The organism is Pseudomonas sp. LjRoot71 (assembly GCF_964253255.1).
GTDB lineage: Bacteria > Pseudomonadota > Gammaproteobacteria > Pseudomonadales > Pseudomonadaceae > Aquipseudomonas.
In genome coordinates, this window is record NZ_CAXURA020000001.1 from 1,185,681 (window position 1) to 1,210,445 (window position 24,765).

At 62.4% G+C, this 24,765-nt stretch carries 23 protein-coding genes; 12 read left to right on the forward strand and 11 right to left on the reverse strand.

Translation table 11 applies throughout. The features are described 5' to 3' along the window. The first annotated feature begins 69 nt into the window (after window positions 1-69). Window positions 70-249, forward strand: coding sequence for a hypothetical protein (locus ACSQ17_RS05600; protein WP_436067925.1), 180 nt, complete (start codon window positions 70-72; stop codon window positions 247-249). Here the strand turns inward: ACSQ17_RS05600 and ACSQ17_RS05605 are convergent. From ACSQ17_RS05605 to ACSQ17_RS05615, 3 genes are all read right to left on the reverse strand, one after another. Further along, window positions 246-1,427, reverse strand: coding sequence for a multidrug effflux MFS transporter (locus ACSQ17_RS05605; protein WP_436067926.1), 1,182 nt, complete (start codon window positions 1,425-1,427; stop codon window positions 246-248). The two genes, ACSQ17_RS05600 and ACSQ17_RS05605, sit on opposite strands and share 4 nt — an antisense overlap. A 127-nt stretch (window positions 1,428-1,554) precedes the next feature. Beyond that, window positions 1,555-4,683 carry an efflux RND transporter permease subunit gene (locus ACSQ17_RS05610; protein ID WP_436067927.1) on the reverse strand — a complete coding sequence of 1,043 codons (3,129 nt, stop codon included), beginning with the start codon at window positions 4,681-4,683 and terminating at the stop codon, window positions 1,555-1,557. A 12-nt stretch (window positions 4,684-4,695) separates the two neighbouring features. Beyond that, window positions 4,696-5,835 (reverse strand): efflux RND transporter periplasmic adaptor subunit, encoded by a 1,140-nt coding sequence (locus tag ACSQ17_RS05615; protein ID WP_257777669.1) that lies wholly within the window; start codon window positions 5,833-5,835, stop codon window positions 4,696-4,698. 139 nt (window positions 5,836-5,974) lie between these two features. Here ACSQ17_RS05615 and ACSQ17_RS05620 point away from each other — a divergent pair, with 139 nt between their 5' ends. Next, window positions 5,975-6,631, forward strand: coding sequence for a TetR family transcriptional regulator (locus ACSQ17_RS05620; RefSeq protein ID WP_436067928.1), 657 nt, complete (start codon window positions 5,975-5,977; stop codon window positions 6,629-6,631). Here ACSQ17_RS05620 and ACSQ17_RS05625 read toward each other — a convergent pair. Continuing rightward, on the reverse strand, window positions 6,610-6,783 hold the full coding sequence (locus tag ACSQ17_RS05625) for a heavy-metal-associated domain-containing protein (RefSeq protein WP_233685848.1): 174 nt from the start codon (window positions 6,781-6,783) through the stop codon (window positions 6,610-6,612). The genes ACSQ17_RS05620 and ACSQ17_RS05625 overlap by 22 nt on opposite strands. A 215-nt stretch (window positions 6,784-6,998) precedes the next feature. Here ACSQ17_RS05625 and ACSQ17_RS05630 point away from each other — a divergent pair, with 215 nt between their 5' ends. Together ACSQ17_RS05630 and cueR are read left to right on the forward strand one after the other, a co-directional pair. Then, the gene (locus ACSQ17_RS05630) at window positions 6,999-9,386 is read left to right on the forward strand and encodes a heavy metal translocating P-type ATPase (protein WP_436067929.1); all 2,388 of its coding nucleotides are present in this window, start codon (window positions 6,999-7,001) and stop codon (window positions 9,384-9,386) included. Window positions 9,387-9,462: 76 nt separating this feature from the next. Beyond that, the gene (gene cueR, locus ACSQ17_RS05635) at window positions 9,463-9,861 is read left to right on the forward strand and encodes a Cu(I)-responsive transcriptional regulator (RefSeq protein WP_436070433.1); all 399 of its coding nucleotides are present in this window, start codon (window positions 9,463-9,465) and stop codon (window positions 9,859-9,861) included. A 58-nt stretch (window positions 9,862-9,919) separates the two neighbouring features. Here the strand turns inward: cueR and ACSQ17_RS05640 are convergent, their stop codons facing one another. After that, window positions 9,920-10,507: an HAD family hydrolase gene (locus ACSQ17_RS05640; RefSeq protein ID WP_436067930.1), complete on the reverse strand. Its 588-nt coding sequence runs from the start codon at window positions 10,505-10,507 to the stop codon at window positions 9,920-9,922. Continuing rightward, complete coding sequence (tesB, locus tag ACSQ17_RS05645; protein WP_233685852.1) at window positions 10,504-11,373, reverse strand: acyl-CoA thioesterase II; 870 nt, start codon at window positions 11,371-11,373, stop codon at window positions 10,504-10,506. The genes ACSQ17_RS05640 and tesB overlap by 4 nt, the downstream gene beginning before the upstream one ends. Before the next feature lie 256 nt (window positions 11,374-11,629). Between tesB and ACSQ17_RS05650 the strand changes: the two genes are divergently transcribed. Genes ACSQ17_RS05650 through ACSQ17_RS05660 form a run of 3 tightly spaced genes read left to right on the forward strand, consistent with a single transcriptional unit; the run spans window position 11,630 to window position 14,605 of the window. Next, window positions 11,630-12,550, forward strand: a complete 921-nt coding sequence (locus ACSQ17_RS05650; RefSeq protein ID WP_436067931.1) for a histone deacetylase family protein — start codon at window positions 11,630-11,632, stop codon at window positions 12,548-12,550. Window positions 12,551-12,606: 56 nt separating this feature from the next. Beyond that, window positions 12,607-13,767: a class C beta-lactamase gene (gene ampC / locus ACSQ17_RS05655; protein ID WP_436067932.1), complete on the forward strand. Its 1,161-nt coding sequence runs from the start codon at window positions 12,607-12,609 to the stop codon at window positions 13,765-13,767. A 13-nt stretch (window positions 13,768-13,780) separates the two neighbouring features. Continuing rightward, on the forward strand, window positions 13,781-14,605 hold the full coding sequence (locus tag ACSQ17_RS05660) for a class I SAM-dependent methyltransferase (RefSeq protein ID WP_436067933.1): 825 nt from the start codon (window positions 13,781-13,783) through the stop codon (window positions 14,603-14,605). Between the two features lie 100 nt (window positions 14,606-14,705). Here ACSQ17_RS05660 and ACSQ17_RS05665 read toward each other — a convergent pair whose 3' ends face one another. Then, window positions 14,706-15,839: an aminotransferase class V-fold PLP-dependent enzyme gene (locus ACSQ17_RS05665; RefSeq protein WP_436067934.1), complete on the reverse strand. Its 1,134-nt coding sequence runs from the start codon at window positions 15,837-15,839 to the stop codon at window positions 14,706-14,708. Between the two features lie 112 nt (window positions 15,840-15,951). On the opposite strand from ACSQ17_RS05665, the gene ACSQ17_RS05670 reads away from it, so the two are divergent. From ACSQ17_RS05670 to ACSQ17_RS05685, 4 genes are all read left to right on the forward strand, one after another. Next, complete coding sequence (locus tag ACSQ17_RS05670; RefSeq protein ID WP_436067935.1) at window positions 15,952-17,196, forward strand: TIGR03862 family flavoprotein; 1,245 nt, start codon at window positions 15,952-15,954, stop codon at window positions 17,194-17,196. 87 nt (window positions 17,197-17,283) lie between these two features. Beyond that, window positions 17,284-18,285, forward strand: coding sequence for a response regulator (locus ACSQ17_RS05675; protein WP_436067936.1), 1,002 nt, complete (start codon window positions 17,284-17,286; stop codon window positions 18,283-18,285). Between the two features lie 13 nt (window positions 18,286-18,298). Next, window positions 18,299-18,754, forward strand: coding sequence for a PAS domain-containing protein (locus tag ACSQ17_RS05680; protein ID WP_436067937.1), 456 nt, complete (start codon window positions 18,299-18,301; stop codon window positions 18,752-18,754). A gap of 79 nt (window positions 18,755-18,833) precedes the next feature. Beyond that, window positions 18,834-19,196 (forward strand): VOC family protein, encoded by a 363-nt coding sequence (locus ACSQ17_RS05685; RefSeq protein ID WP_436067938.1) that lies wholly within the window; start codon window positions 18,834-18,836, stop codon window positions 19,194-19,196. A 74-nt stretch (window positions 19,197-19,270) separates the two neighbouring features. Here the strand turns inward: ACSQ17_RS05685 and ACSQ17_RS05690 are convergent, their stop codons facing one another. The 4 genes from ACSQ17_RS05690 to ACSQ17_RS05705 all read right to left on the reverse strand — a co-directional run bounded on the left by ACSQ17_RS05690 (window position 19,271) and on the right by ACSQ17_RS05705 (window position 24,121). Beyond that, entirely contained in the window at window positions 19,271-20,602 is a 1,332-nt protein-coding gene (locus tag ACSQ17_RS05690) for a DEAD/DEAH box helicase (protein ID WP_436067939.1), read from the reverse strand. A 203-nt stretch (window positions 20,603-20,805) separates the two neighbouring features. After that, a complete protein-coding gene (zapE, locus tag ACSQ17_RS05695) occupies window positions 20,806-21,900 on the reverse strand; it encodes a cell division protein ZapE (RefSeq protein WP_436067940.1) in 1,095 nt (364 codons plus the stop codon). Between the two features lie 115 nt (window positions 21,901-22,015). Continuing rightward, window positions 22,016-23,362 (reverse strand): tryptophan--tRNA ligase, encoded by a 1,347-nt coding sequence (locus ACSQ17_RS05700; RefSeq protein ID WP_436067941.1) that lies wholly within the window; start codon window positions 23,360-23,362, stop codon window positions 22,016-22,018. 129 nt (window positions 23,363-23,491) lie between these two features. Continuing rightward, window positions 23,492-24,121 (reverse strand): alpha/beta hydrolase, encoded by a 630-nt coding sequence (locus tag ACSQ17_RS05705; RefSeq protein WP_436067942.1) that lies wholly within the window; start codon window positions 24,119-24,121, stop codon window positions 23,492-23,494. A 147-nt stretch (window positions 24,122-24,268) separates the two neighbouring features. Here ACSQ17_RS05705 and ACSQ17_RS05710 point away from each other — a divergent pair, with 147 nt between their 5' ends. Beyond that, complete coding sequence (locus ACSQ17_RS05710; protein ID WP_436067943.1) at window positions 24,269-24,706, forward strand: YhcB family protein; 438 nt, start codon at window positions 24,269-24,271, stop codon at window positions 24,704-24,706. Window positions 24,707-24,765 lie beyond the last annotated feature (59 nt).

The window sequence follows — 24,765 nt, forward strand, 5'->3', positions numbered from 1 at the left end:
AATTGTTACAGGTCAATGAAAGTTCATAGTGAGCGACTAGACTGCCTTCTCTTGCAGAGGAGATTGGCTATGGACGTCATGATCAAACCGGTAAAAACCGCCGCAGGTAGTGGCTGGCAGGTCTGCCTGGGCAAGCAGAGCGTCACCTTCCGCAGTGAAAGCGAGGCCCGCCAGTTTGTCAGCACCTTGCAGGCACGCCTCAACGCTCCGCATGTGTTGCCCACCCTACGCCAGCGCGCAGCCGGCTAGCGCTGGGTGGCGGCTTCGGCCCAACGGGTGAACAGCGAGAAGCCCACCACCAGCAGGCCACAGCTGAAAATCACCACCGCAACCGGCCAGGCCGTGCCGTCATGCAGGACACCGACCATGGCCGCAGCGCTGGCCGCGATGACGAACTGCAAGCTGCCCAGCAGCGCCGAAGCGCTGCCCGCATGGCTGCCCTGCCCGGCCATGGCGCAGGCCGATGCATTGGGCAGCAGAATCCCCAGGCAGGCAATGCAGCCAAACAGCGGAATCAGTAACGGCCACAAGGCCTGCGGCTTGGCCAACGCCACCAGCAGCAGAGCCAGGCCGCAGGCCAGGTAGAACCACACGGTCTTGCCCAGCCAGTACGCCGGCCCGTGCCGCGCTACCAGCCAGGCATTGAGTTGCGCCACCAGAATAAAGCCCAGGGCATTGCTGCCGAACAGCCAGCCATAGTGCTCGGCGGGAACGCCATACAACTCAATAAATACAAAGGGTGAGCCGGCGATGTAGGCAAACATACCGGCAATCGCGCAGCCGCCTGTCAGGGCGTAACCGAGAAACGGCAGGTCGGCGAGCAGCCGTTTGTACTCGCCCAATGCGCCGCGCAAGGGTGCGGGCGGTGCATCCTTGGCCAGGGTTTCCGGCAGCCACTTGGCCACCGCCAGCAGGCAGATAAAGCTGAACAGCGTCAGGCTGATAAAAATCGACGGCCAGCCCAGCGTACTGAGCAGCAGCCCACCACCCAGCGGCGCAAGAATCGGCGCCAGGCCCATCACCAGCATCAGTTGGGAAAACACCTTGGCTGAGCGGATCGGGTCACACAGATCACGTACCACGGCCCGCGAAATCACCATCCCGGCACAGCCACCCAGCGCCTGGACAAAGCGCGCTGCAATCAACCACTCCAGGCTTGGTGCCAAGGCGCAGGCCAAGGACGCCAGGCTGAACAGCAAAACCCCGACCAGCAGCGGTTTACGCCGACCAAAGCGATCAGCCAGCGGACCGTACGCCAGTTGGCCGATGGCTAGACCGACAAAGTAGGCCGCCAGCGACAGCTGCACATGCTCGACATCCGTGGCAAACACCCGCGCCAGGGTCGGAAAGCTCGGCAGGTAGAAATCGATCGCCAACGGCGCAAAGGCGCTCAGGGCGCCGAGGATCAACAGAATTCGTAAAGGCATGGGTATCCAGATAAGTCAGAACAGCAGAGCCATAGGTGCCCGTGCATGCACGCGGGGATTCACAGCTGGTCGCGCGAGCCCGACAGCTGGTCGGGGCTCGCGCTGCACGCCCATCGAAGGGCAGAGGTCAAACCGCGCTGTCGGCCTGCTTGCGGCCTTTGCCAAGCTTGGCCGCCAACGACTCCACCAGCAGGTAGAACATCGGAATCATGAAGATCGCCAGGAAGGTCGCCGCCAGCATGCCGCCGATCACCCCAGTACCAATCGAGTGACGGCTGGCCGAACCGGCACCGGAGCTGATCGCCAACGGCACAACCCCCAGGATAAAGGCCAGCGAGGTCATGATGATCGGCCGGAAGCGCAGGCGCGCCGCCTCCAATGCCGACTCGAAGATGCCCATGCCTTGTTGACGGCAGAGCACGGCGAACTCGACGATCAGAATGGCGTTCTTCGCCGCCAGACCGATCAGGGTAACCAGACCGACCTGGAAGTACAGGTCGTTCTCGATGCCGCGCAGCCACACCGCGAGAATCGCCCCGAACACCGCAAACGGCACGGCGGTGACCACCGCCAACGGCAGGGTCCAGCGCTCGTACTGCGCCGCCAGGATCAGGAACACCATGATCAGGCCGAAGATAAAGGCACTGCTACCCGAACCCTGGGTGGCAATTTCCTGGAAGGCTGAGCCGGTCCAGCCGATGCTGTAATCACTGCCCAGCACTTCGTTTGCCACTTCCTGAATCGCACTCAGGGCCTGACCCGAACTGTAGCCAGGCGCCGGGCCACCGAGGATTTTCGCCGCCGGGTAGACGTTGAAGCGGGCATAAGTGTCCGGCCCGAGGATGCGCTCGACCTTGACCAGGCTGGCCAGCGACACCAGTTCACCGCTGGCGGCACGCACATAAACCTGAGACAGATCCTCCGGTTTGCTACGGAACTCCGCTTCGGCCTGCAGGCTGACTTGGAAAGTACGGCCATACAGGCTGAAATCGTTGACGTAGTAACTGCCGAAGGTGGCCTGCATGGCGGTGAACACATCGTTCACCGGCACGCCAAGGGCACGCGCCTTGGTGCGGTCCAGGTTGATAAAGTACTGCGGCACGTTGGCGCTGAAGGTGCTCTGCACCCCCGCCAGCTCCGGACGTTTCGCGGCGGCGGCGAGGAAGGCCTGAACTTTGCTCGCCAACTGCGCCGTGGTGCCGCCACTGCGGTCCTGAATAAAGCCCTCAAAACCACCCGTGGTGCTCATGCCAGTGATCGGCGGTGGGTTGAAGCTGAGTACCACGCCATCCTTCTGCGCAGCGCCCATGCCCATGAACTGGCCAGTGAGGTTGCGCGCATCCAGCTCGGGGGTGGTGCGCTCGCTCCAGTCTTTCAGCGGCACGAACGACACCCCGGCATTGCTGCGGGTACCGAAGGTCAGCACGTCGAAACCGGCAAAGGTCACCACATCCTGCACCGCCGGATGCTTCATCAGTTGCTGGGTCACGTCACCGGTCAGCTTCTCGGTGCGAGTCAGCGAGGCCGCAGGCGGCAGGAAGTAGGCATTGATCACATAGCCCTGGTCTTCACTGGGCACCAGGGAGCTAGGCACGCGGTTGAACAGCAGCACCATCACCGCAATCATCGCGCCGAACAGCAGCAGACCGACCGCTGAACGCTTGAGGAAGAAGCGCACGCCGGCGGTGTAGCCGCTGGTGAATTTATCGAAAACCCGGTTGAAGGCACGGAACGGCGCCGCCGGCTCGTGGTGCCCAGGTTTGAGCAGCAAAGCGCAGAGCGCCGGGCTCAAGGTCAGGGCGACAATGCCGGAGATCACCACCGACACGGCAATGGTGATGGCGAACTGTTTATACATCTCCCCGGCCAGGCCGCCGAGGAAGCCCACGGGCACGAACACCGCGCAGAGCACCAGGACGATGGCGATGATCGGCCCGGTGACTTCTTCCATGGCCTTGATGGTCGCCTCACGCGGGCCGATCTTGTCGGTGGCCATGACCCGCTCGACGTTCTCGATCACCACAATTGCATCGTCCACCACGATGCCGATGGCCAGCACCATGCCGAACAGGGTCAGCAGATTGATCGAAAAACCGAGCATGTACATCCCGGCGAAGGTGCCGACCAGCGAAACCGGAATGGCCAGCACCGGAATCAGCGTGGCGCGCCAGTTCTGCAGGAAGATAAACACCACCAGCACCACCAGCACCAGGGCTTCGAAGAAGGTGTGGATCACCTCGGTGATCGATACCTGGACGAATTTGGTGGTGTCATACGGCACCTTGTAAGTCATTCCGCTGGGGAAGTTCTTCGACAACCGCTCCAGGGTCTTGCTCACGGCCGCTGCGGTATCCAGAGCATTCGCGCCGGGCTGCAGATACACGCCGAAGGCCGCGTTCTGCTGACCGTTGAGCGAGGTCATCAGCGAGTAGTCCTGCGCCCCCAGTTCGATTCGCGCGACGTCCTTGAGCAACAGGCTGGCACCGGTTTCATCGGTACGCAGAATGACGTTTTCGAACTCTTTCGGGTCGGTGAAACGGCCCTGAGTGGTGACCGTGTAGGTGAAGTCCTGCTCCTGCTTGAGCGGCTGCTGGCCAAAGCTGCCGGCGGCAAACTGCGAGTTCTGCTCACGGATCGAGCTGACCACATCGCTGGGCGTCAGGTTGTACTGCGCCAGCTTGTCCGGGCGCAGCCAGATGCGCATGGAATAGTCTTTTGAACCGAACTGGCTGACATCACCCACGCCTGGCAGGCGCTTGAGCTCGTCGATCACGTTGATCAGCGCGTAGTTGCTGATGTACACAGGGTCACGCGAGCCATCCGGCGAGTACAGGGTGACCACCTGAAGAATGTCCGAGGACTTCTTCTGCACCTTGACGCCCTGCCGACGCACTTCTTCCGGCAGTTTGGCCAGGGCAGCCTGCACCCGGTTATTGACGTCGATGGTGGCCTGGTCGGGGTCACGCCCCACCTCGAAGTACACCGACAGGCTCATCACGTTGCCGCCGGAGTTGGACTGCTGGTAGATCATCCCTTCCACGCCGTTGATCGACTGCTCCAACGGCGCGGCTACGGTTTCGGCAATCACCTGGGCGCTGGCACCGGCATAGCTGGCGCTGACCGACACCTGTGGTGGCAGAATCTGTGGGTACTGGGCGATCGGCAGCGTGCGCATGGCCATCAGGCCCGCCAGCACGATGATGATCGAGATGACCGCGGCAAAGACCGGGCGGTCGATAAAGAAGCGTGAGATCACCTGAGGCGCTCCTTAGGATTGGCTGGCGGCTGGGGCGGCAACTTTGACCGGCGTGTCCGGGCGCACTTTGGGCAGGCCCTCGACGATCACCCGATCACCGGCACTGATTCCGGAAACAATCACCCAGCGGCCCTTGGCAGTGTGCCCGGTGGTGACCTGACGCATGCGCGCCACGCCGCCCTCATCCACCACGTAGACGAAGGTACCACCCGGCCCCTGAGCAATTGCGCGCTCCGGCAGGGTCATGGCGTTGGGAATGCTCAGGCCCTTGACCTGCACACGCACAAACTGGCCCGGCAGCAACTTCTGATCCGGGTTAGGCACCACGGCGCGGGCACTCACGGTGCCGGTGCCACGGTCGACCAGGCTGTCGGTGAAATCGACCTTGCCTTCCAGCGGGTAGACGCTGCCGTCACCGAGCTTGATCTGCACGCTCATCTTGCCGTCTTCCGGCAGTACCAGGCTGCCGTTTTGCAGGCCACTGCGCACGCTTTCCACATCGGAATCCGGGGCGGCAAAGTTGACGTAGATCGGGTCCAGCTGGGTGATGTTGCTCAGCAGACTGGCATTGGGGTCACCAGCCACCACCAGGCTGCCTTCGGACACGGTTTCCTTGCTGGTGATTCCGGAGATCGGCGCCTTCACCGTGGTGTAGTCGAGGTCGATCTGCTTGGACTGCACCTCGGCCTCGGCCGCCTGGATATTCGCTTTGCTCTGCTCGAAGTTGGAGACGGCGTTGTCCAGCTCGCTCTCGCTGGCAAAGCCCTTCTTCTGCAGCTCACGGATACGCTTGAGATCGCGCTCGGTCTGCCGGTAGCGCGCCTGCTCCTGCGCCAGCGCGCCCTTGGCCCGGCTCAACGCCGCCTGGTAGGTGCGCGAGTCGATGCGGAACATCACCTGGCCCTTCTTGACCTGGCTGCCTTCCAGGTAGGTGCGCTCCTGCAGGATGCCGCTGACCTGAGCGCGCACCTGCACCTCACGGAAGCCCGCCGTACGCGCGGAATACTCCAGTTCCAGCGGTAGCGACTCCGCCTTGACGGTTTCCACCACCACCTCAGGGGCCGGCGGAGCATCGGCAGCATGCAGCGGGGAAGCCAAAACAGCGAGCAACAGGGAACCGGCAGCGACCGGCAGATGGCGGGCAAAAAGCATGAATGTCTCCGAGAACACGCAAGGCGCAACATGTGAGACCGGCAATGCTAGTTACATACACAAGTGTTTGTAAATAGAACAATGCCCCTAAATTCATTACACTTCGGCCTTGAGCCTAGCCAGAAATCCGCCTGCTGCCATGCGCCGAACCAAAGAAGACGCCGAGAAAACCCGCATCGCCATCCTTGAGGCCGCCGAAACCCTGTTTCTGGAAAAAGGCGTGGCGCATACCAGCCTGGAGCACATTGCCCGGCAAGCGGGGGTGACGCGCGGTGCGGTGTATTGGCACTTCGCCAACAAGGCCCATTTGTTCAACGCCATGCTCAATCAGGTGCGCCTGCCCCCCGAGCAACTGGCCGAACGCATGCACGGTTGCGCCGAGCACGACCCGCTGCTGACCCTGCGTGAACTGTGCATTGATGCCATTGCCAACCTGGTGCACAACCCGCAGAAACGGCGAATCTTCACCATCCTACTGCGCCGCTGTGAGTTCACCGAGGAGTTGCGCGAGGCCGAAGAACGCCACGAGGCCTTTATCAACCTGTTTATCGAGCTGTGCGAGCAGCAGTTCGACAGCCCGCAGGTTAGGCCGCGCCTGCAAGCAGGTATCAGCCCGCGCCTGGCTGCACGGGCTGTGCATGCACTGCTGGTCGGGCTGTTCCACGACTGGCTGCGCGATCCCAACCTGTTCGACCCGCTCAGCGACACCGCACCGATGGTCGATGCCTGCTTTCGCGGGCTCATTCGCGACTGGCCAGCCCAGCCCCGGCAGACTCAGGCCAAGCCAGCCCCGTAACCCGCCTCGGCAATTGCGACGATCAACTCATCGCTGGACAGGCTGCTAGTGACCCGCACCTCGCCACCCTGCAGTTTCACCGTCACCTTAGCCGCCGCATCACGGGCCAGCACAGCCTCGGTCACTGTCTTGACGCAATGTTGGCAAGTCATGCCTTCGACCCGAAATGTATGAACGCTTGCTGCTTGCATCGTTTGTCACCTGCCTGATCTGGAATAGGCGCACAGTGTCTTCCTTGCCAACGGGGGAAGGTCAAGCCATAAAAATCGACTGGTGCATGAGCGCAATGACCGACGAATGCATTGGCACTTGACCTTACCAAGGTGGCAAGGTTGATCCTGTCGGGAAATGCTCTGGAGGATCGCGCATGTCCAACCTCACCCACTTCGATCTGCCAATTACCGGCATGACCTGCGCCAGCTGCGCCGGGCGGGTCGAACGCGCCCTGGCCAAGGTGGCCGAGGTCACCCAAGTCAGCGTCAACCTGGCCAGTGAACAGGCCCGAGTCGAAGCCCCTAGCGGCAGCCTGCAACTGCTGGTCAATGCTGTCAGCGCCGCCGGTTATGCCGTGCCCAGCGAGCGCCTGGAGCTGGCCCTGGGCGGCATGACCTGCGCCAGTTGCGCCGGACGTATCGAACGCGCCCTGGCGCAACAGCCAGGCGTGCTATCGGTCAGCGTCAACCTGGCCAGCGAGCGGGCGCAGTTGCAGGTGCTGCGTGGCAGTGACCCACAGGCCCTGCTACAGGCGGTCAGCAGCGCCGGTTACAGCGCCAGCCTGATCAGCGAAACAACTCAGGCAGCGCCAGCAGCCAATCAGCAGCTGCAACGCGAACGCTGGGCCTTGTTGCTGGCCATCGTGCTGACCGTGCCACTGGTGATTCCCATGTTCGTCGAACCCTTCGGCCTGCACTGGATGCTGCCGGCCTGGCTGCAATTCGCCTTGGCCACACCGGTGCAACTTATCTTCGGCGCGCGCTTCTACCGCGCAGCCTGGAGCGCCCTGCGTGCCCGCGCGGGGAATATGGATCAGTTGGTGGCCATCGGCACCAGCGCCGCGTATGGCCTGAGCCTGTATCAGTGGGCAGTGAGCCCAGCCGGCAGCATGCCGCACCTGTATTTCGAAGCGTCGGCGGTGATCATCAGCCTGATCCTGCTTGGCAAATACCTGGAAAGCCGCGCCAAGCGCCAGACCAGCAGCGCCATCCGCGCCTTGCAAGCGCTGCGCCCGGAGCGCGCCCTGCGCCTACAAGGCGGCATCGAACAATGGGTGGCGCTGGCTGAGCTGCAGCTGGGCGACACCATCGTGGTCAAGCCCGGTGAGCGCTTCCCGGTCGATGGCCTGGTTCGCGAAGGCCAAAGTCATGCCGACGAAGCGCTGATCAGCGGCGAAAGCCTGCCGCAGCCCAAACAACCAGGTGATCGCGTCACCGCCGGAGCCATCAACGGCGAAGGTCGCCTGCTGGTGGAAACCACGGCCCTCGGTGCGGAAACCGTGCTGTCGCGGATTATTCGCCTGGTCGAAGATGCCCAGGCAGCGAAGGCGCCGATCCAGAAGCTGGTGGATAAAGTCAGTCAGGTCTTCGTGCCCAGCGTGCTGCTGATCGCCTTGGCCACCTTACTCGGCTGGCTGCTACTTGGCGCAGGGATGGAAACCGCGCTGCTCAACGCCGTGGCCGTGCTGGTGATTGCCTGCCCCTGCGCGCTTGGTCTGGCCACGCCTACGGCGATCATGGCCGGCACCGGCGTGGCGGCGCGCCACGGCATTCTGATCAAGGACGCAGAAGCCCTGGAAATCGCTCATTCGGTCACCCTGGTGGCCTTCGATAAAACCGGCACCCTGACCGCCGGCAGCCCGCGCATCGCCCATCTGCGCGCGGTCGATGGCGACACAACCCGACTGCTGCAGCTGGCCGGTGCCCTGCAACGCGGCAGCGAACACCCACTGGCCAAGGCCGTAATGGATCAGTGCACAGAACAACAGCTGAGCCTCGCCGACATCAGCGACAGCAAGGCGCTGGCCGGCCGCAGCATCGCCGGTCAGATCGGCGAGCGGCAACTGGCTCTGGGCAACAAGCGCTTACTGGAAGAGCACGTCCTGCACCACGATGAACTGGCCGCCGACGCCCTGGCCTGGGAAGCCGAAGGCCGCACCCTGTCCTGGCTACTGGAATTGGCGCCGCAACCGCGCGTGCTCGGTCTATTCGCCTTTGGTGACACGCTCAAGCCGGGGGCCGCTGCCGCCATTGCCGCGCTGAACGCCCAAGGCATCGCCAGCCACCTGATCAGCGGCGACAACCCTGGCAGCGTCAAAGCGGTAGCGGGTGCCTTGGGCATCACAGAGGCACATGCCGAAGTACTGCCGGCGGACAAGGCCGCGATTATCAGCGAGCTGAAAAAACACGCGGTGGTGGCCATGGTCGGCGATGGCATCAACGATGCACCGGCTCTAGCTGCCGCCGATGTCGGCATCGCCATGGGCAGCGGCACTGATGTGGCCATGCACGCCGCCGGCATCACCCTGATGCGCGGCGACCCGCGCCTGGTGGCCGACGCGCTGGATATCAGCCGACGCACCTACAACAAGATCCGCCAGAACCTGTTCTGGGCCTTCGCCTATAACCTGGTCGGCATTCCCCTGGCCGCCGCCGGCCTGCTTAACCCGATGCTCGCCGGCGCGGCCATGGCGCTGTCCAGTGTCAGCGTGGTGAGCAATGCGCTGCTGCTGAAAACCTGGAAACCACCACAACACAAATAACTCGTAGGAGCGGGCCATGCCCGCGAAACACTATCGCGGGCATGGCCCGCTCCTGCGTCAGCACGTGGAGAACCTGATGAATATCGGCCAAGCCGCCAAGCAAACCGGCCTGAGCGCCAAGATGATTCGCTACTACGAAAGCATCGACCTGCTGCCCGCCGCCGGGCGCAGCGAAAGCGGCTACCGCCAGTACAGCCCGCAGGACCTGCACCGTCTGGCGTTTATCAAGCGCTCACGTGACCTGGGCTTTTCCCTGGCCGAAGTCAGCCAGTTGCTGGCCCTGTGGCAGGATCGTCAACGCGCCAGCGCCGATGTGAAGGCCCTGGCCGCCGCACACATCGCCGAGTTGGAGCAGAAGATCAACGAACTCAGCAGCCTGCGCGACACCCTCAAGGAATTGATGGACAGCTGCCAGGGCAACGACCGCCCGGACTGCCCGATCCTCAGGGATCTGGAGTCCGGTTGCTGTCATTAAGTAACCAAACGTCATCCACCCTGCACCTGCGGTTGTCAGGCGGTGCGCACAGCGCACCCTACAACAGCTGCTGCAACGCCCGGCAATCCACGGCGAAATGATCGGCCAGCTCCGGCCAGGGGTTTTCCGCCAGGTTGACCAACACGCTGCGCGCACCCGCGGCACGAGCGCATTCCAGGTCAAAGCGGTAATCGCCAACCATCACCAGCTCGCTCGGTGCGACCTGCCAGGTGCGGGCGAAATGCAGCAGGCCGCCCGGATCGGGCTTGGGCGGCGCTTCGTCACGGCCAATCACGTCCGGCACGGCAAAGCAGTCATCCAGACCGATGGCGCGCAGGGTCAGCAGCGCCAGTTCATGGGCATTGCGGGTGAGGATGCCCAGCTGGCAGCCACGCCCGTGCAACTCACGCACCAGCTCAATCGCCCCAGGTGCCGGCTCGGCGGCCAGCGCCAGTTCGCGCTCGTGCTCCAGCAACCAGGCATGTTTGGCGGCCGCCACCGCCTCCGGTAGCCCGGCCAGATGGCCGAGAATGTCGTCTTCCAGCGGAATATCCAGCGCCCGTTTGATCGCCTCGAAATCGTGCACCGCCAGGGTCAGGGTGCCGTCCATATCGAACACCCAATGGCGAGCCGCGCTCAGGCTCACTTCCAGTCCTCACGCACGCGGGTAAGCCCTTCCTGGGCGACCGAGGCGACCAGCTGGCCCTGGCGGTTGAAGATGCTGCCACGGGAAAAACCACGGGCGTTGCCGGCCCAGGGACTGTCCATGCTGTACAGCAGCCAGTCGTCCATGCGCAGGTTGCCGTGGAACCACAGCGAGTGGTCGAGGCTGGCGACCTGCATAAACTTCTGCCACACCGACACGCCATGCGGCAGCATCGAGGTGGTCAGCAGGTTGAAGTCACTGGCGTAGGCCAGCAGCAACTTGTGCAGCTGTGGTTCATCCGGCAGCTCGCCCGCCGCGCGGAACCACACGTGCTTGGCTGGTTCGCTAGGCTTTGGTGCGAACGGGTTGCTCAGGGTGACCGGGCGAATCTCGATTGGTTTGTCGCTTACCGCGCGCTCCCGCATGCGCTCCGGCAAGGCATCCACCACCAGGCGTGCCAGCTCGGTTTCCGATTTCAGCCCCTCTGGGCCCGGCACGTCCGGCATGCTGTTCTGGTGATGAAAACCCTCTTCATCGAACTGAAACGACGCGCTGCAGGTAAAGATCGGCTTGCCCTTCTGGATCGCCGTCACTCTCCGCGTGCTGAAACTGCCGCCGTCGCGTACGCGCTCAACCTGATACACCACCGGCAACGTGGCATCGCCGGGACGCAGGAAGTAGCCGTGCATGGAATGCACGTGGCGCGCGGCCTCGACCGTCTGGCTGGCCGCCGACACACATTGGCCGAGCACCTGGCCGCCATACAACTGGCGAAAGCCCAGGTCCTGGCTGACGCCGCGAAACAGATTCTCTTCGATGGTTTCCAGGGTCAGCAGGGCGACCAACTCATTCAACACCTGACTCATGCATGCTCTCCTGTTAACGCATCTGGCTGTGTAGGGCACCTCTAAAAACTACCTGCGTTGCCATCGCCGACGTTTTTAGAGGTGCCCTGTATGGGGTAGTGCGGGCGAGATGGTAAAGACTTCGCCGAAGTTTGTCGGCCCGACTGAAAGATGGATGTGGACAATAATGGCAGCATTCTAGCCAATCGAGCGCCGGGCTTGAGCGCAAGCAGAGCCTGCCGCCATACTTCGGCTACCTCCACCCGAGCCCACCACCATGCGCCTGCCGCTGGTCTACCACGACGATTACAGCCCGCCCTTCCCGGCCAACCACCGCTTCCCCATGGAGAAGTTCCGCCTGCTGCGCGATCACCTGGTGGACAGTGGCCTGAGCACCGATGCCGAACTGCTGCGCCCCGAGCTGTGCCCTATCGACGTGCTCGCCCTGACTCACTGCCCGGCCTATATCCAGCGTTTTGCCAGCGGCGAACTGGCGTATGAAGAGCAGCGCCGCCTCGGCCTGCCCTGGAGCGCTGCCCTGGCCCAGCGCACCATTCGGGCGGTGGGCGGTTCGCTGCTGGCCGCTGAGCAGGCGCTGCAACACGGCCTGGCCTGTCACCTGGCCGGCGGTACTCACCACGCGCATTACGATCACCCGGCTGGCTTCTGCATCTTCAATGACCTGGCGGTGATCAGCCAGTACCTGCTGGCCAGCGGCAAGGCCCAGCGTGTTTTGATCTTCGACTGCGACGTGCACCAGGGCGACGGCACCGCGCGCCTGCTGGAAAACACCCCGGAGGCGATCACCGTATCGCTGCACTGCGAGAAGAATTACCCGGCGCGCAAAGCCGCCAGCGACTGGGACATTCCCCTGCCCAACGGCATGGGCGATGACGACTACCTCAAGGTGGTCACCGACAGCCTCAACTACCTGCTGCCGCTGTACCAACCGGATATCGTGCTCTACGACGCCGGCGTCGATGTGCACCAGCACGATGCCCTCGGTTATCTCAACCTGACGGACGCGGGCATCGCAGCCCGTGATGAAGCTGTACTCAACCACTGCCTGAGCCGTGACATTCCGGTGGTCGGCCTGATCGGCGGCGGCTACGACAAGGACCGCATGGCCCTGGCCCGCCGCCACGGCATCCTGCATCACAGTGCGGCCAAGGTCTGGCAAACGCGCGGACTGGGATAAAACCAGCACACGCGCTGTCACATCGCGCATCTCCACGACTCAGGAATCTCACACGCATGTACGCAAAACTCAGCCCTCTGCCGACCCTACTCGCCGCACTGACATTCGGCACAGCCGCACATGCTGACAACACCGTGCAGTCACGGGTGGACGAAACCATTCGCCCGCTGATGGCGGAACACGCTATCGCCGGTATGGCCGTGGCGATCACCCACAACGGCCAGGCGTACTATTTCAACTATGGTGTGGCGCGCCTGGACGACCAGCAGCCGGTAAACAGCGATACCCTGTTTGAAATCGGCTCGCTGAGCAAACCGCTCACCGCCACCCTCGCCGCCCTGGCCCAGGCTACCGGCAAGCTGACCCTCAACGACAGCGCCGGCCAGCACTGGCCCGAGCTGCAAGGCAGCAAACTGGAGCACGCCAGCCTGCTCAACCTCGGCACCTACACCGCCGGCGGCCTGCCATTGCAGTTCCCTGACAGCGTGACCGACCCAGCCAACATGCTCGCCTACTACCGCCAGTGGCAGCCTGAATACGCAGCGGGTACACACCGACGCTATTCCAACCCCAGCATTGGTTTGCTCGGCTACCTCACCGCACGCAGCATGGGCCAGCCGTTCCCCATGCTGATGGAGGGCACGCTGTTCCCCGCCCTCGGCATGTCGCACAGCTATATCCGGGTGCCGACGGCACAGATGCCGCGCTATGCCTACGGCTACAGCAAGGACAATCAACCGCTGCGCGTGACACCGGGGATGCTCGACGCCGAGGCCTATGGGGTGAAAACCACGGCCAAGGACATGCTGCGCTTTGTCCAGGCCAACCTGAGCCCGGCCGGCCTCAATAAAGATTTGCAGCGTGCTATCACCATCACCCAAACCGGCTATTACCGCGTCGGCGAGATGACCCAGGGCCTCGGCTGGGAGCGCTACCCTTACCCGATCAACCTGGAACGCCTGCAAGCGGGCAATGCTCCGGCTATGGTTCTGGAGGCGCAACGGGTCACGCGCCTGCTGCCGCCCGAATACGATGCGCAGAACAGCCTATTCAATAAAACCGGCTCAACCGGTGGTTTTGGTGCCTACGCCGTGTTTGTCCCCAGTCAGAACCTCGGCCTGGTGATGCTGGCCAACAAGAACTACCCCAACGCAGCCCGAATCGAGGCGGCTTACGCCATAGCGAGCGCGCTGACTAAGCCCTCCCCCACCCACTGAATGGAATTCCGTCATGGATGACTCGTTTGCCCTGAACCAAGCCAACTGGAACGAGCGCGCCGCCTTGCATGCGGCGTCGCCCGATTACCAGGTTCAGCTGTTTATCGCCTCGCCCGCGCATTTATCCGAAGTCGTACGCTTTGATCTGCCGCGCCTCGGCGATATCGGCGGCCTGCGTGCGGTGCACCTGCAATGCCATATCGGCACCGATACCCTGTCGCTGGCCCGTCTGGGTGCGCAGATAAGCGGGTTGGACTTCTCATCCGCCTCACTGGAACAGGCTCGCAAGCTGGCAAATGCCTGTGGCGAACACATCACGTTTGTCGAAGCCTCGGTCTACGACGCAGCCAAGGTGCTCGGCGTTGAATCGTATGATCTGGTGTACACCGGCATTGGCGCGTTGAACTGGCTACCGCAGATCGATGAGTGGGCGCGCAATGTCGCAGCTCTGCTGAAACCCGGCGGCCGCCTGTTTCTGCGCGAAGCCCATCCAGTGCTGATGGCGCTCGACGAGGACTGCGAGGGCGCCCTGCAGATTGCCCACCCTTATTTCGAACACCGCCAACCCACCGTCTGGGATAGCGAGTACACCTATGTCGAAACCAACACCCGGTTGAACGCCAGCATCACCCACGAATGGAACCACGGCCTTGGCGAAATCATCACCGCGCTGCTGCACCACGGCATGCGCCTGACGGCTCTGGAGGAACACACCAGCATCCCCTGGGAAGCCCTGCCGGACCAGATGAGCCTGGGTGAAGATGGCGAATGGCGGCTAAACAACCAGCCGGAAAGACTGCCGCTGAGCTATACGCTGCAGGCGGTCAAGATCGGCTAAAACCGTAGGATGGCGTTGAGCGCAGCGATACCCATCGGCCGGTATCGCAACGCCTAGGGAGCGGTGGGTATCGCGATGCTCAACCCATCCTACGCACCAACTACCCCGCCAATACCTTTTCCAGCGCTTGCTCCAGGGTCGCCACGGTGCGTTCGATATTGCCCAGCTTGTCCAGGCCGAACAGGCCCAGACGGAAAGTCTGGAAGTCCGCCGGTTCATCGCACTGCAACGGCACACCGGCAGCGATCTGCAGGCCCTGGGCGGCGAATTTGCTGCCGTTCTTGATGCTCGCATCGGTGGTGTAGCACACCACCACGCCGGGGGCTTCGAAGCCTTCGGCGGCGACGCTTTTAAAGCCTTTGCTGGCCAGTAAGGCGCGTACGCGATCACCGAGTTCCTGCTGCTGCTCGCGCACCTTAGCGAAACCAATGGCTTCGGCCTCGTGCATGGCATCGCGAAAGCGCGCCAGGGCGTCGCTGGGCATGGTGGCGTGGTAGGCATGGCCGCCCTGCTCGTAGGCCTGCATGATCTGCAACCACTTCTTCAGGTCGCAGGCGAAGCTGGTGCTTTGCGTGGCTTCGACGCGGGCCTGGGCAGCTTCGCTGAGCATCACCAGGGCGCAGCACGGCGAGGCGCTCCAGCCTTTTTGCGGCGCGCTGATCAGCACATCGATGCCGCAGGCCTGCATGTCCACCCAGAGAGTGCCAGAGGCGATGCAGTCGAGCACAAACAGGCCGCCCACCGCATGCACGGCATCCGCCACGGCACGCAGGTAACCATTCGACAGAATCATCCCCGAGGAAGTTTCCACATGCGGGGCAAACACCACCTGTGGTTTTTCCAAGGCAATTACCGCCAGCACATCAGCCAGACGTGGCGGGGCATACGCCGCCTGATTGCCCTGGGAGACAGGCCGCGCCTTGAGCACAATCGATTCAGAGGGAATCTGACCCATCTCGAAAATCTGCGTCCAGCGGTAGCTGAACCAGCCATTACGCAGCACCAGGCATTTCTGCCCGGTGGCCAGCTGACGCGCCACCGCTTCCATGCCATAGGTGCCACTACCGGGCACGATGGCCACGGCGTGGGCGTTGTAGACCTGTTTCAGGGTGCTGGAGATATCCTTCATCACGCCCTGGAACGACTGCGACATATGGTTGAGAGAGCGGTCGGTGTAGACCACCGAATATTCGATCAGGCCGTCGGGGTCGATGCTGGGGTAGAGGTCAGACATAAGGGGCTCCAGTCAGAAATTCACCTCACGACCCTGCCCGAAGCCGGGGCAAATGACAAGGCGGACGCCGCCTCGGTTAGAATGCGCGGCCACACCCCACGCCGAAACCGCCATGAACAGTGCCCCGTCCAAGCCCGCTCCACGCGTTGCCATTATCGGCGGCGGCCCCGCCGGGCTGATGGCGGCCGAAGTGCTGGCCCAGGGCGGTGTGCAGGTCGATCTTTACGACGGCATGCCTTCGGTGGGGCGCAAGTTCCTCCTGGCTGGGGTCGGTGGGATGAATATCACCCATTCCGAAGCCAAGCCGGCGTTTGTCGCGCGTTATGGCGTGCGCCAGGCAGAAGTGACCGACTTGCTGCAAGATTTCGATGCCGACGCCCTGCGCGCCTGGATTCATGGCCTGGGTATCGAAACCTTTGTCGGCACCTCAGGCAGGGTCTTCCCCACCGATATGAAAGCCGCACCGCTGCTGCGCGCCTGGCTCAAGCGCCTGCGCGAGCTGGGTGTGCACATCCACACCCGCCATCGCTGGTTGGGCTGGAATAGCGAAGGTGCGCTGCGGATTACCTCGCCAGCCAGCGAACAGGCCGTGACTGCCGACGCCACCCTGCTGGCCCTGGGTGGCGCTAGCTGGGCGCGGTTAGGTTCGGATGGTGCCTGGGTCAGCCTGTTGCGAGACCGTGGCGTGACTGTCGCGCCCTTGCAGCCCAGCAACTGCGGCTTTGATGTCAGCGCCTGGAGCCCGTTTCTGCGGGAAAAATTCGCCGGCGCGCCACTGAAGAATGTCAGCCTCAGCCTGCCCGGAGTAACACCGCGCCAGGGCGAATGTGTGCTCACCGCCAGCGGCCTCGAAGGCAGCCTGGTCTACGCCCTGTCGGCCGCTATTCGCGAAGCGATCAACCAGCATGGCAGCGCCAGCGTGCACCTCGATCTGCTGCCGCAAACGCCGCTGGCCAAGCTGCAAACGGCCCTGAGCAAACCGCGCGGCTCGCAGTCCATGGCCAAACACCTGCATCGCCAAGCCGGGATCGACGGGGTCAAAGCCGCCTTGCTGCGCGAACTGGCCAGCGCTGCAACCTTCAATGATCCGACGCTGCTGGCCAGCGCAATCAAGGCCCTGCCAATCACTCTGGTGCGGCCACGGCCCCTGGATGAAGCCATCAGCACCGCCGGTGGTGTGCCATTCGAACAGCTGGACAGGCAACTGATGCTCAAGGCGCTGCCCGGCACCTTCTGCGCCGGGGAAATGCTCGACTGGGAAGCGCCGACTGGCGGCTATCTGCTCACCGCCTGCTTTGCCAGCGGCCGTCGTGCCGCCCAGGGCATACTCAACTGGCTGCAACGCTCCGTCGAATAAGAACGCCGCGGACAATCGCTAGCGGCTATGCTTGAAGAAAACCGCCCGAGAGCGGTGTTCTTCCACGCGCACAGGTACCCTCCCGCCGTGATTCCACTAGTGGTCTGTGACGACTCGAATATGGCGCGCAAGCAGTTGATCCGCGCCCTGCCGCCCGAATGGCCAGTAACCATCAGCCAGGCTACCAATGGTCAGGAAGCCCTGGCCGCCCTGCGCCAGGGCCTCGGCCAGGTGATGCTGCTGGACCTGACCATGCCGGTGCTCGATGGCTATGAAACCCTCGCCGCCATGCGCGCCGAAGGGCTGGCCTGCAAGGTGGTGGTGGTCTCCGGCGACGTTCAGGACGAAGCCGTGCGCCGGGTCAAGGAACTCGGCGCACTGGCCTTTATCAAGAAACCCGCCGATCCCGATACGCTGCGCAGCACCCTGCTCGAACTCGGCCTGTTCGACCCAAAGGCCACCCCTACCGCCCTCGCCCAGGCCGCCGTACTGGATGAGCTGAAGGTCAACTTCCGCGATGCCCTGCGCGAGGTGACCAACGTCGCCATGGGCCGTGCTGCCGCGCTATTGGCCAAGGTGCTGAACGTATTTGTCCAGCTGCCGGTGCCGCAGGTGAATATCTTCGAGGTCAGCGAACTGCATATGACCCTTACCGATGCCATGCGTGGTGAACGCCTGAGCGCGGTGTGCCAGGGCTTTATTGGTGACGGCATCGCCGGCGAGGCGTTGCTGCTGTTCCATGATTCGGAAGTCGCCGGTATGGCAAAACTGCTGGGGTGGCAGCCCAAGGACGACACACAGACCTCGGAAATGCTGCTGGACCTGGCCAGCATTCTGACCGGCGCCTGCCTGGCCGGGATTGCCGAGCAGATTGACGTACGTTTTTCTCAGGGCCACCCGCAGCTGCTCGGCCAGCATTCGTCCATCGAACGGCTGATCCACCTCAACCAGCGGCGCTGGCGCAAGACCCTGGCCATTGAGGTGAGCTACAGCCTGGAAGCCCACAGCATCCACTTCGACCTGTTGCTGCTGTTCACCGAAGACTCAATCAAGCGCCTGACCAACAAGCTCAACTACCTGATGAACTAGGCGGAACCTGCTCATGCCCGCACAGATAGATATCAAAGAGGTTCACTGGCTGCTCGATATCGTGCAGTGCATCGATGTCGGGGTGATCGTGCTCGACCGCCAATACCGGGTTGAGGTGTGGAACAGCTTTATGGAAAACCATTCCGGCCTGGGCCCGGACGAGGTGCACGGCAAAACCCTGTTCAGCCTGTTCAGTGAAATCGACGAGGCCTGGCTGCGGCGCAAGGTCGATACCGTCGTGGCACTGGGCACCCGCGCTTTCAGCCTGTGGGAGCAGCACCCCTACCTGATGCATTTCAAGAACTACCAGCCGATCACCGGCCAGGAAGACTTCATGTATCAGAACGTCACCCTGCTGCCACTGGGCGGCGCCGGCGATGCGGTGGAACATATCTGCGTGGTGATCTACGACATGACGGCCGCCGCCACCCACAAGAAGCAACTGGAAGCGGCGCAGCCCAGCCGTTAATCTCTGCTCGCCAGGCTCCGCCAGAGAGCCGGCACAACCGTAATAGCCTGTCCGACATCACTCGCGCAGGAACCATCCGATGTTGCACAGCATTGAACTGAAAACCTTCGTACCGGCCCGCGACTTCGCCCTGAGCCAGGCGTTCTATCAAGCCCTGGGCTTCAAGCCGGGCTGGGTCGGCGATGGCCTGGCCTATTTCAGCCACGGCGAGCGCTGTGCCTTTTTGCTGCAGGACTTCTACGTCAAGGAGCAGGCGGAGAACTTCGTCATGCACCTGCTGGTGGAAGACGTCGACGCCTGGTGGCAGAAGGTCGTGGATGAGCGGATTGGCGAGCGCTTTGGCGTACGCCTGGTGCCGCCGCAGGATCAGCCATGGGGCATGCGCGATTTCGTGGTTATCGACCCCAGCGGCGTGCTCTGGCGCATTGCGCAGAACATTTAGCCAGTTGCAACAGGTAGGGTGCGCCGTGCGCACCGCCACCAACGTGACACACGACCAGGTGCGCGCAGCGCACCCTACTTCTTGCCGCCCTTGGGCTTACCGCCAAAACTCGGCACCTTGCGCACCGCCTTGACTGCCGGAGCGGCTGGCTCGTCGGCCTCCATCCAGCGCCCCAGGCTGCCGCCTTTGCCGCCGCCAACCACTTTGGGCTTCTTCGGTTTCTTCGGCTTTTTCACCACCTGACCACCGGGCAGGGTCTGCGGTACGCGGTGGTCGGGGATAAAGTCCGGCTCGTCGATACGTTGCAGCACCTGCTGGGTCAGGGTTTCGATGGCCGAGAGCAGCTGCACTTCGTCAGCACAAACCAGTGATACCGCCTGGCCGGTGGTGCCAGCGCGGCCGGTACGACCAATGCGGTGTACATAATCTTCGGCAACGATGGGCAGATCGAAGTTGACCACCAGCGGCATATCGTCGATATCCAGGCCACGAGCCGCCACATCAGTGGCCACCAGCACCTTGACCTCGCCGTCCTTGAAACGCTGCAAGGCCCGCTGACGGGTGGCCTGGGGTTTGTCGCCGTGGATCGAATCGGCGCTGATGCCATGGCGCTGCAGCTCGGCTTCCAGCTCATCCACCCCCTTGCGGGTTTTCACAAACACCAGGGCCTGGTTCCAGCGCTTGCTTTGGTACAGATGCAGAAACAGCTCGCCCTTGCGCTTCTTGTCCACCGGAATCAGCCACTGCTTAACCGACTTGGCGGCGGCGTTGCGCGGGCTGACCTCAATGCTCAGCGGGTCGTTGAGCATCTGTCCGGCCATGGCGCGAATGGCGTCGGAGAACGTCGCGGAAAACAGCAGGGTCTGACGTTTTTTCGGCAGCGCAGCGAATACACTTTCCAGCTCGTTGGCAAAGCCCAGGTCGAGCATGCGGTCGGCTTCATCCAGCACCAGGGTCTGCACCTGATTGAATTTCACCGCGTTCTGCCGGTACAGGTCGAGCAAACGGCCCGGCGTGGCTACCAGCACGTCCACGCCTTTGCGCAGCTTCATCATCTGCGGGTTGATGCTGACCCCGCCATACACCGCATAACTGCGCAGCGGCAGGTGCTGACCGTAGGTGATAAAGCTCTGCAGCACCTGCTCGGCCAGCTCGCGGGTCGGCACCAGCACCAGCGCACGCACCGAATTACTGGCTACCTGCGGCCCTTCCATCATCAACCGTTGCAACACCGGCAAGGCAAAGCCAGCGGTCTTGCCGGTACCGGTCTGTGCGGCGGCCATCAAATCGCGCCCCTTGAGGACCGGCACAATGGCCTGAGCCTGCACGGCGGTGGGGGTTTTGTAGTCGAGGCTGTCGAGGGTGCGCAGCAGAGGCTCGATCAAACCAAGAGAGGCAAACGTCATAGGGCTAACCGCAGAAATAAGTCGATGGCACAGAGTTTATCCTGCTTGTACCTGAAACACGCCGGATCAAAACTTGCTGGCGATCTTGCGAGCTAGAGACATGCAAGGCAAAAACAGGCGAGGAAGCGGAGTGTACTGGTGTACATGAGCATTCCGAGCCTGTTTTTAACGCAGCAGGGCCGACGCGCAGCTGATCGTGGTTCTCAGGGCTTGTGCGGCCGTGCGAGAAACTCATGCGACTGCATCTCCAGCAGGCGACTCAGCGTGCGTTGGAATTCGAAGGTCAGGCGGCCACCGGTGTAGAGGTCTTTCAACTCCACCTCGGCGGAGATGATCAGCTTGACGTTACGGTCGTAGAACTCGTCCACCAGGTTGATAAAACGCCGGGCCATGTCGTCCTTGGCGGTGCTCATCTGCTCGACGTTGGCCAGCAGCACGGCGTGGAAGATCTTGCCCAGTTCGATGTAGTCGTTCTGGCTGCGCGGGCCATCACACAGCTCGCGAAAATCAAACCAGGCCACGTCGTCACCGACCTTGCGCGCCACAATGGCGCGGTTCTCGATCATCAGCGCCTCGTTTTCCTGCACCACGCAGTGCTCGGGCAGCAGGCTGACAAAGCTCTTCTGCAGGCTTTCCTCGGCGGCATCACCCAGTGGCCAGTGGAACAGCTCGGCCTGCTCGAGCGCGCGCAGGCGGTAATCGATGCCGCTGTCGACGTTGACGATCTCGGTGTGCTGCTTGAGCAGGGCGATGGCAGGCAGGAAGCGCGCGCGCTGCAGGCCGTCCTTGTACAGACCGTCCGGCACGATATTGGAGGTGGCAACCAGGCTCACACCGTTCTTGAACAGCTCTTCGAGCAATGTTGCCAGGATCATCGCGTCGGTAATGTCGCTGACAAAGAACTCGTCGAAGCAGATCACCCGCGCCTCGTCGGCGAAACGCTTGCCGATAATGGTCAGCGGATTTTTCTCGCCCTTGAGGGTGCGCATTTCTTCATGCACGCGCTTCATAAAGCGGTGGAAGTGCGTACGCATCTTCTTCTCGAACGGCAGCGCGTCAAAGAAGGTGTCGACCAGGTAGGTTTTACCGCGACCGACGCCGCCCCAGAAATACAGGCCCTTGACCGGCCCCTGGGGCTTTTTGCCAAACAGCTTGCCAAATACACCGGCGCTGCCCTTGTCGGCGGCGATCAGCTCGTCATACAGACGCTGCAGATGACGCACCGCCGTTTCCTGGGCAGCGTCATGGAAGAAATCAGGGCGTTTAAGGTCAGCCTGGTAGCGTTCTAGGGGCGTCATAAATTCGTTAGCCGGGCAAGTAAAACGGGGGCGTCACTTTAGCGACGCCCCCGTTGATTGGCAATCGGCCAGCACGGCTGGCCAGCGGAAATCCGATTAATGCACCGCCCGGCCTTTACTCTGCCGGTGCCAGCGCCTCACGCAGGCGCTGAATCGCCGCCTGGCAGGCATTGCTGTCGGCGAAGGCAGGGCTTTGCGCCACGCACTCATCGTCCAACCAGACGCCAAAACCGCCGTCCTGCTCGCGCACATCCAGTGTTTCACCGGACTGCAGACGCTTGTTGACCATACCCGCGGCCTTGCCATCAGCAAAGGACTTGGACAGCAACAACTGCTCGCCAGCGGCATCCAGCAGGCGGAAACGGAAGCTGTCGTCGTCATCGCGAAAGCTGACAAAGCGTGCGCTCTTGCCGGCTTTCTTCTTCTCGCCAGCCGTGCTGATAGCCTCGCTGCGGAACGAGCGCAGGCCCACGGCCTCACGCAGCTCACCGAGAAACGGCGTAGTGATCTTGCGCGCCTTGGCCGCACCAGCCAGCAGAATATCTTCCAGATCAGCCGGTTTGCTGATCAGCGCGTGATAACGCTCGCGGGCTTCGCCCAACTCGGCTTCCAGCAGGTTGCACAACGCGTGCTTGGCTTCGCCCCAGGCCATGCCGCCTTCCAGCGCAGCGCGGAAATCCGCCTGCTGGGTCGGTGCGGCAAAGGCCTGGTAGAGGGTGAACAGGTGCGAGCTGTCCGGGTCTTTCGGCTCGCCCGGCAGTTTGGAATCGGTCACCACACGTGCAACGGCATCCTTGAGCTGCTTGGCACTGCCGAACAACGGGATGGTGTTGTCGTAGCTCTTACTCATCTTGCGCCCATCGAGGCCCGGCAAGGTCGCTACATCTTCCTCAATCACCGCTTCAGGCAGGGTGAACAGTTCCTTGCCCTTGCCGAACAGGTGGTTGAAGCGCTGGCCGATATCGCGGGCCATTTCCACGTGCTGGATCTGGTCGCGGCCGACCGGCACCTTGTGCGCGTTGAACATCAGGATGTCCGCCGCCATCAGCACCGGGTAACTGAACAGGCCCATGGTGATGCCCGCATCAGGGTCTTCGCCTTGCTCAACGTTCTTGTCCACCGAGGCCTTGTAGGCGTGGGCGCGGTTGAGCAGACCCTTGCCGGCGACACAGGTGAGCAGCCAGCACAGCTCGGGAATTTCGGGGATATCCGACTGGCGGTAGAAGGTTGCTTTGTCGGTATCCAGACCTAGCGCGAGCCAGGTGGCGGCGATTTCCAGACGGGAACGCTGGATACGCGCTGGCTCATCGCACTTGATCAGCGCGTGGTAATCAGCCAGGAAGTAAAACGAATCCGCATCGGCGGCGCGGCTGGCGACAATGGCCGGGCGAATCGCGCCGGCATAGTTGCCCAGGTGCGGAGTGCCGGTGGTGGTGATGCCGGTAAGGATACGAGTGGTCATGTTCAGATTCGCTTTGTTTGAACCATCTTGATGATCTCGCGAGCCCGAGCCATCAAATGTCGGATTGATCGGGTAGGGTGCGCCATGCGCACCAGCGTTCATGGTGCGCATGGCGCACCCTACGCAGACTCAAAGACGCGGCAGAAGGAGTTCCTTTAGATCAGTAAGCTTGCCGTGAAAAAAGTGGCCGCATTCTGCCACTTTCAGCAGCTCATGGGCACGCCCGAGTGCCGCCGACCACTGGTACACCACCTGCGGGTCGATCACTTCGTCATCTTCGGGCTGAATCAGGATCAGCGGACAATGGCTGGCCGGTGGCGTTTCTTCGGTCAAGCGATGCACCGCCGGGGCCACCATAAATAGCTTATCGAGCGTCACGCCTTGGGCTTCCAGGCGCGCGCCCAAGGCGGCAGCCACAAAACCACCGAAGGAAAAACCCAACAGGGTCAGCGGTAACTCGGGGTGCTGCGCACGCAACCAGTTGGCCACGGCCTCGGCGTCATCCACCTCACCGCTGCCCATATCGTGGCTACCCGCGCTGGCACCCACGCCCCGGTAATTGAAACGCAACGTAGCCAGGCCACAGTCACGGGCCGTGCGTTGCAGGGTGGAAACCACCTTATTGAGCATGGTGCCGCCCTGCACCGGGTTTGGGTGACAGATCAGCGCCACGCCACGGGCGTCGGGGGTATCCAGCCACAGGGCTTCAAGTTGGCCGCAGGGGCCGGCAATCATCAGAGGGGTTTCGCGGGTGAGCAACAGGGAACTCCGTGACCTCGCAGTGGGTCGACTCGTCTAGCTGACAGCCTGCGCCATACACACCACCGCAAACCTTTCGGCATTGCGGTATACAGCACAGGTTCGAGCCGTTAACGTAAAGCAAAGCCGTTTAGAGAGGAAGGACTCGTGGAACAGACGCTCACCGCCTGGTTGCTACCCGCCATTACCCTGGTAGCTGGCATTGCCATTGGCTTCCTGATTGCTCGCCTGGCACCCAATGCAGCCCCCAGCCGCACCCAGCGCCAACTGGACGAAATGCAGGAGCGCTTCGACGCTTACCAAAGTGAAGTGGTCAGCCACTTCAACACCACCGCCAGCATGGTGAAGAAACTCACCCAGAGCTATCAGGATGTGCAGGAGCACCTGTCCGACGGCGCCAACCGCCTGGCCCTCGACGAGCTGACTCGCCAACGTCTATTGGCCACCCTGCACGCCGAAGATGCCAGCGAAAAACGCGAACGCCTGACGCCACCGAAGAACAACGAAATGCCCAAGGATTACGCGCCGAAAAGCGCCGATGTGCCGGGTATGCTCGATGAAAGCTACGGGTTGAAGAACAAGTAATAATTGCACGCTCCCAAAAGCCTCGGCCTAAACAGCCGAGGCTTTTTTATTGGAACCGG

Excerpts from the sequence above, each read along its gene's own strand:
- ACSQ17_RS05600 (WP_436067925.1), top strand. The coding sequence starts at position 70 with ATGGACGTCATGATCAAACCGGTAAAAACCGCCGCAGGTAGTGGCTGG.
- ACSQ17_RS05605 (WP_436067926.1), bottom strand. The coding sequence starts at position 1,427 with ATGCCTTTACGAATTCTGTTGATCCTCGGCGCCCTGAGCGCCTTTGCG.
- ACSQ17_RS05615 (WP_257777669.1), bottom strand. The coding sequence starts at position 5,835 with ATGCTTTTTGCCCGCCATCTGCCGGTCGCTGCCGGTTCCCTGTTGCTC.
- ACSQ17_RS05620 (WP_436067928.1), top strand. The coding sequence starts at position 5,975 with ATGCGCCGAACCAAAGAAGACGCCGAGAAAACCCGCATCGCCATCCTT.
- ACSQ17_RS05625 (WP_233685848.1), bottom strand. The coding sequence starts at position 6,783 with ATGACTTGCCAACATTGCGTCAAGACAGTGACCGAGGCTGTGCTGGCC.
- ACSQ17_RS05630 (WP_436067929.1), top strand. The coding sequence starts at position 6,999 with ATGTCCAACCTCACCCACTTCGATCTGCCAATTACCGGCATGACCTGC.
- cueR (WP_436070433.1), top strand. The coding sequence starts at position 9,463 with ATGAATATCGGCCAAGCCGCCAAGCAAACCGGCCTGAGCGCCAAGATG.
- tesB (WP_233685852.1), bottom strand. The coding sequence starts at position 11,373 with ATGAGTCAGGTGTTGAATGAGTTGGTCGCCCTGCTGACCCTGGAAACC.
- ACSQ17_RS05650 (WP_436067931.1), top strand. The coding sequence starts at position 11,630 with ATGCGCCTGCCGCTGGTCTACCACGACGATTACAGCCCGCCCTTCCCG.
- ampC (WP_436067932.1), top strand. The coding sequence starts at position 12,607 with ATGTACGCAAAACTCAGCCCTCTGCCGACCCTACTCGCCGCACTGACA.
- ACSQ17_RS05660 (WP_436067933.1), top strand. The coding sequence starts at position 13,781 with ATGGATGACTCGTTTGCCCTGAACCAAGCCAACTGGAACGAGCGCGCC.
- ACSQ17_RS05665 (WP_436067934.1), bottom strand. The coding sequence starts at position 15,839 with ATGTCTGACCTCTACCCCAGCATCGACCCCGACGGCCTGATCGAATAT.
- ACSQ17_RS05670 (WP_436067935.1), top strand. The coding sequence starts at position 15,952 with ATGAACAGTGCCCCGTCCAAGCCCGCTCCACGCGTTGCCATTATCGGC.
- ACSQ17_RS05680 (WP_436067937.1), top strand. The coding sequence starts at position 18,299 with ATGCCCGCACAGATAGATATCAAAGAGGTTCACTGGCTGCTCGATATC.
- ACSQ17_RS05685 (WP_436067938.1), top strand. The coding sequence starts at position 18,834 with ATGTTGCACAGCATTGAACTGAAAACCTTCGTACCGGCCCGCGACTTC.
- ACSQ17_RS05690 (WP_436067939.1), bottom strand. The coding sequence starts at position 20,602 with ATGACGTTTGCCTCTCTTGGTTTGATCGAGCCTCTGCTGCGCACCCTC.
- zapE (WP_436067940.1), bottom strand. The coding sequence starts at position 21,900 with ATGACGCCCCTAGAACGCTACCAGGCTGACCTTAAACGCCCTGATTTC.
- ACSQ17_RS05700 (WP_436067941.1), bottom strand. The coding sequence starts at position 23,362 with ATGACCACTCGTATCCTTACCGGCATCACCACCACCGGCACTCCGCAC.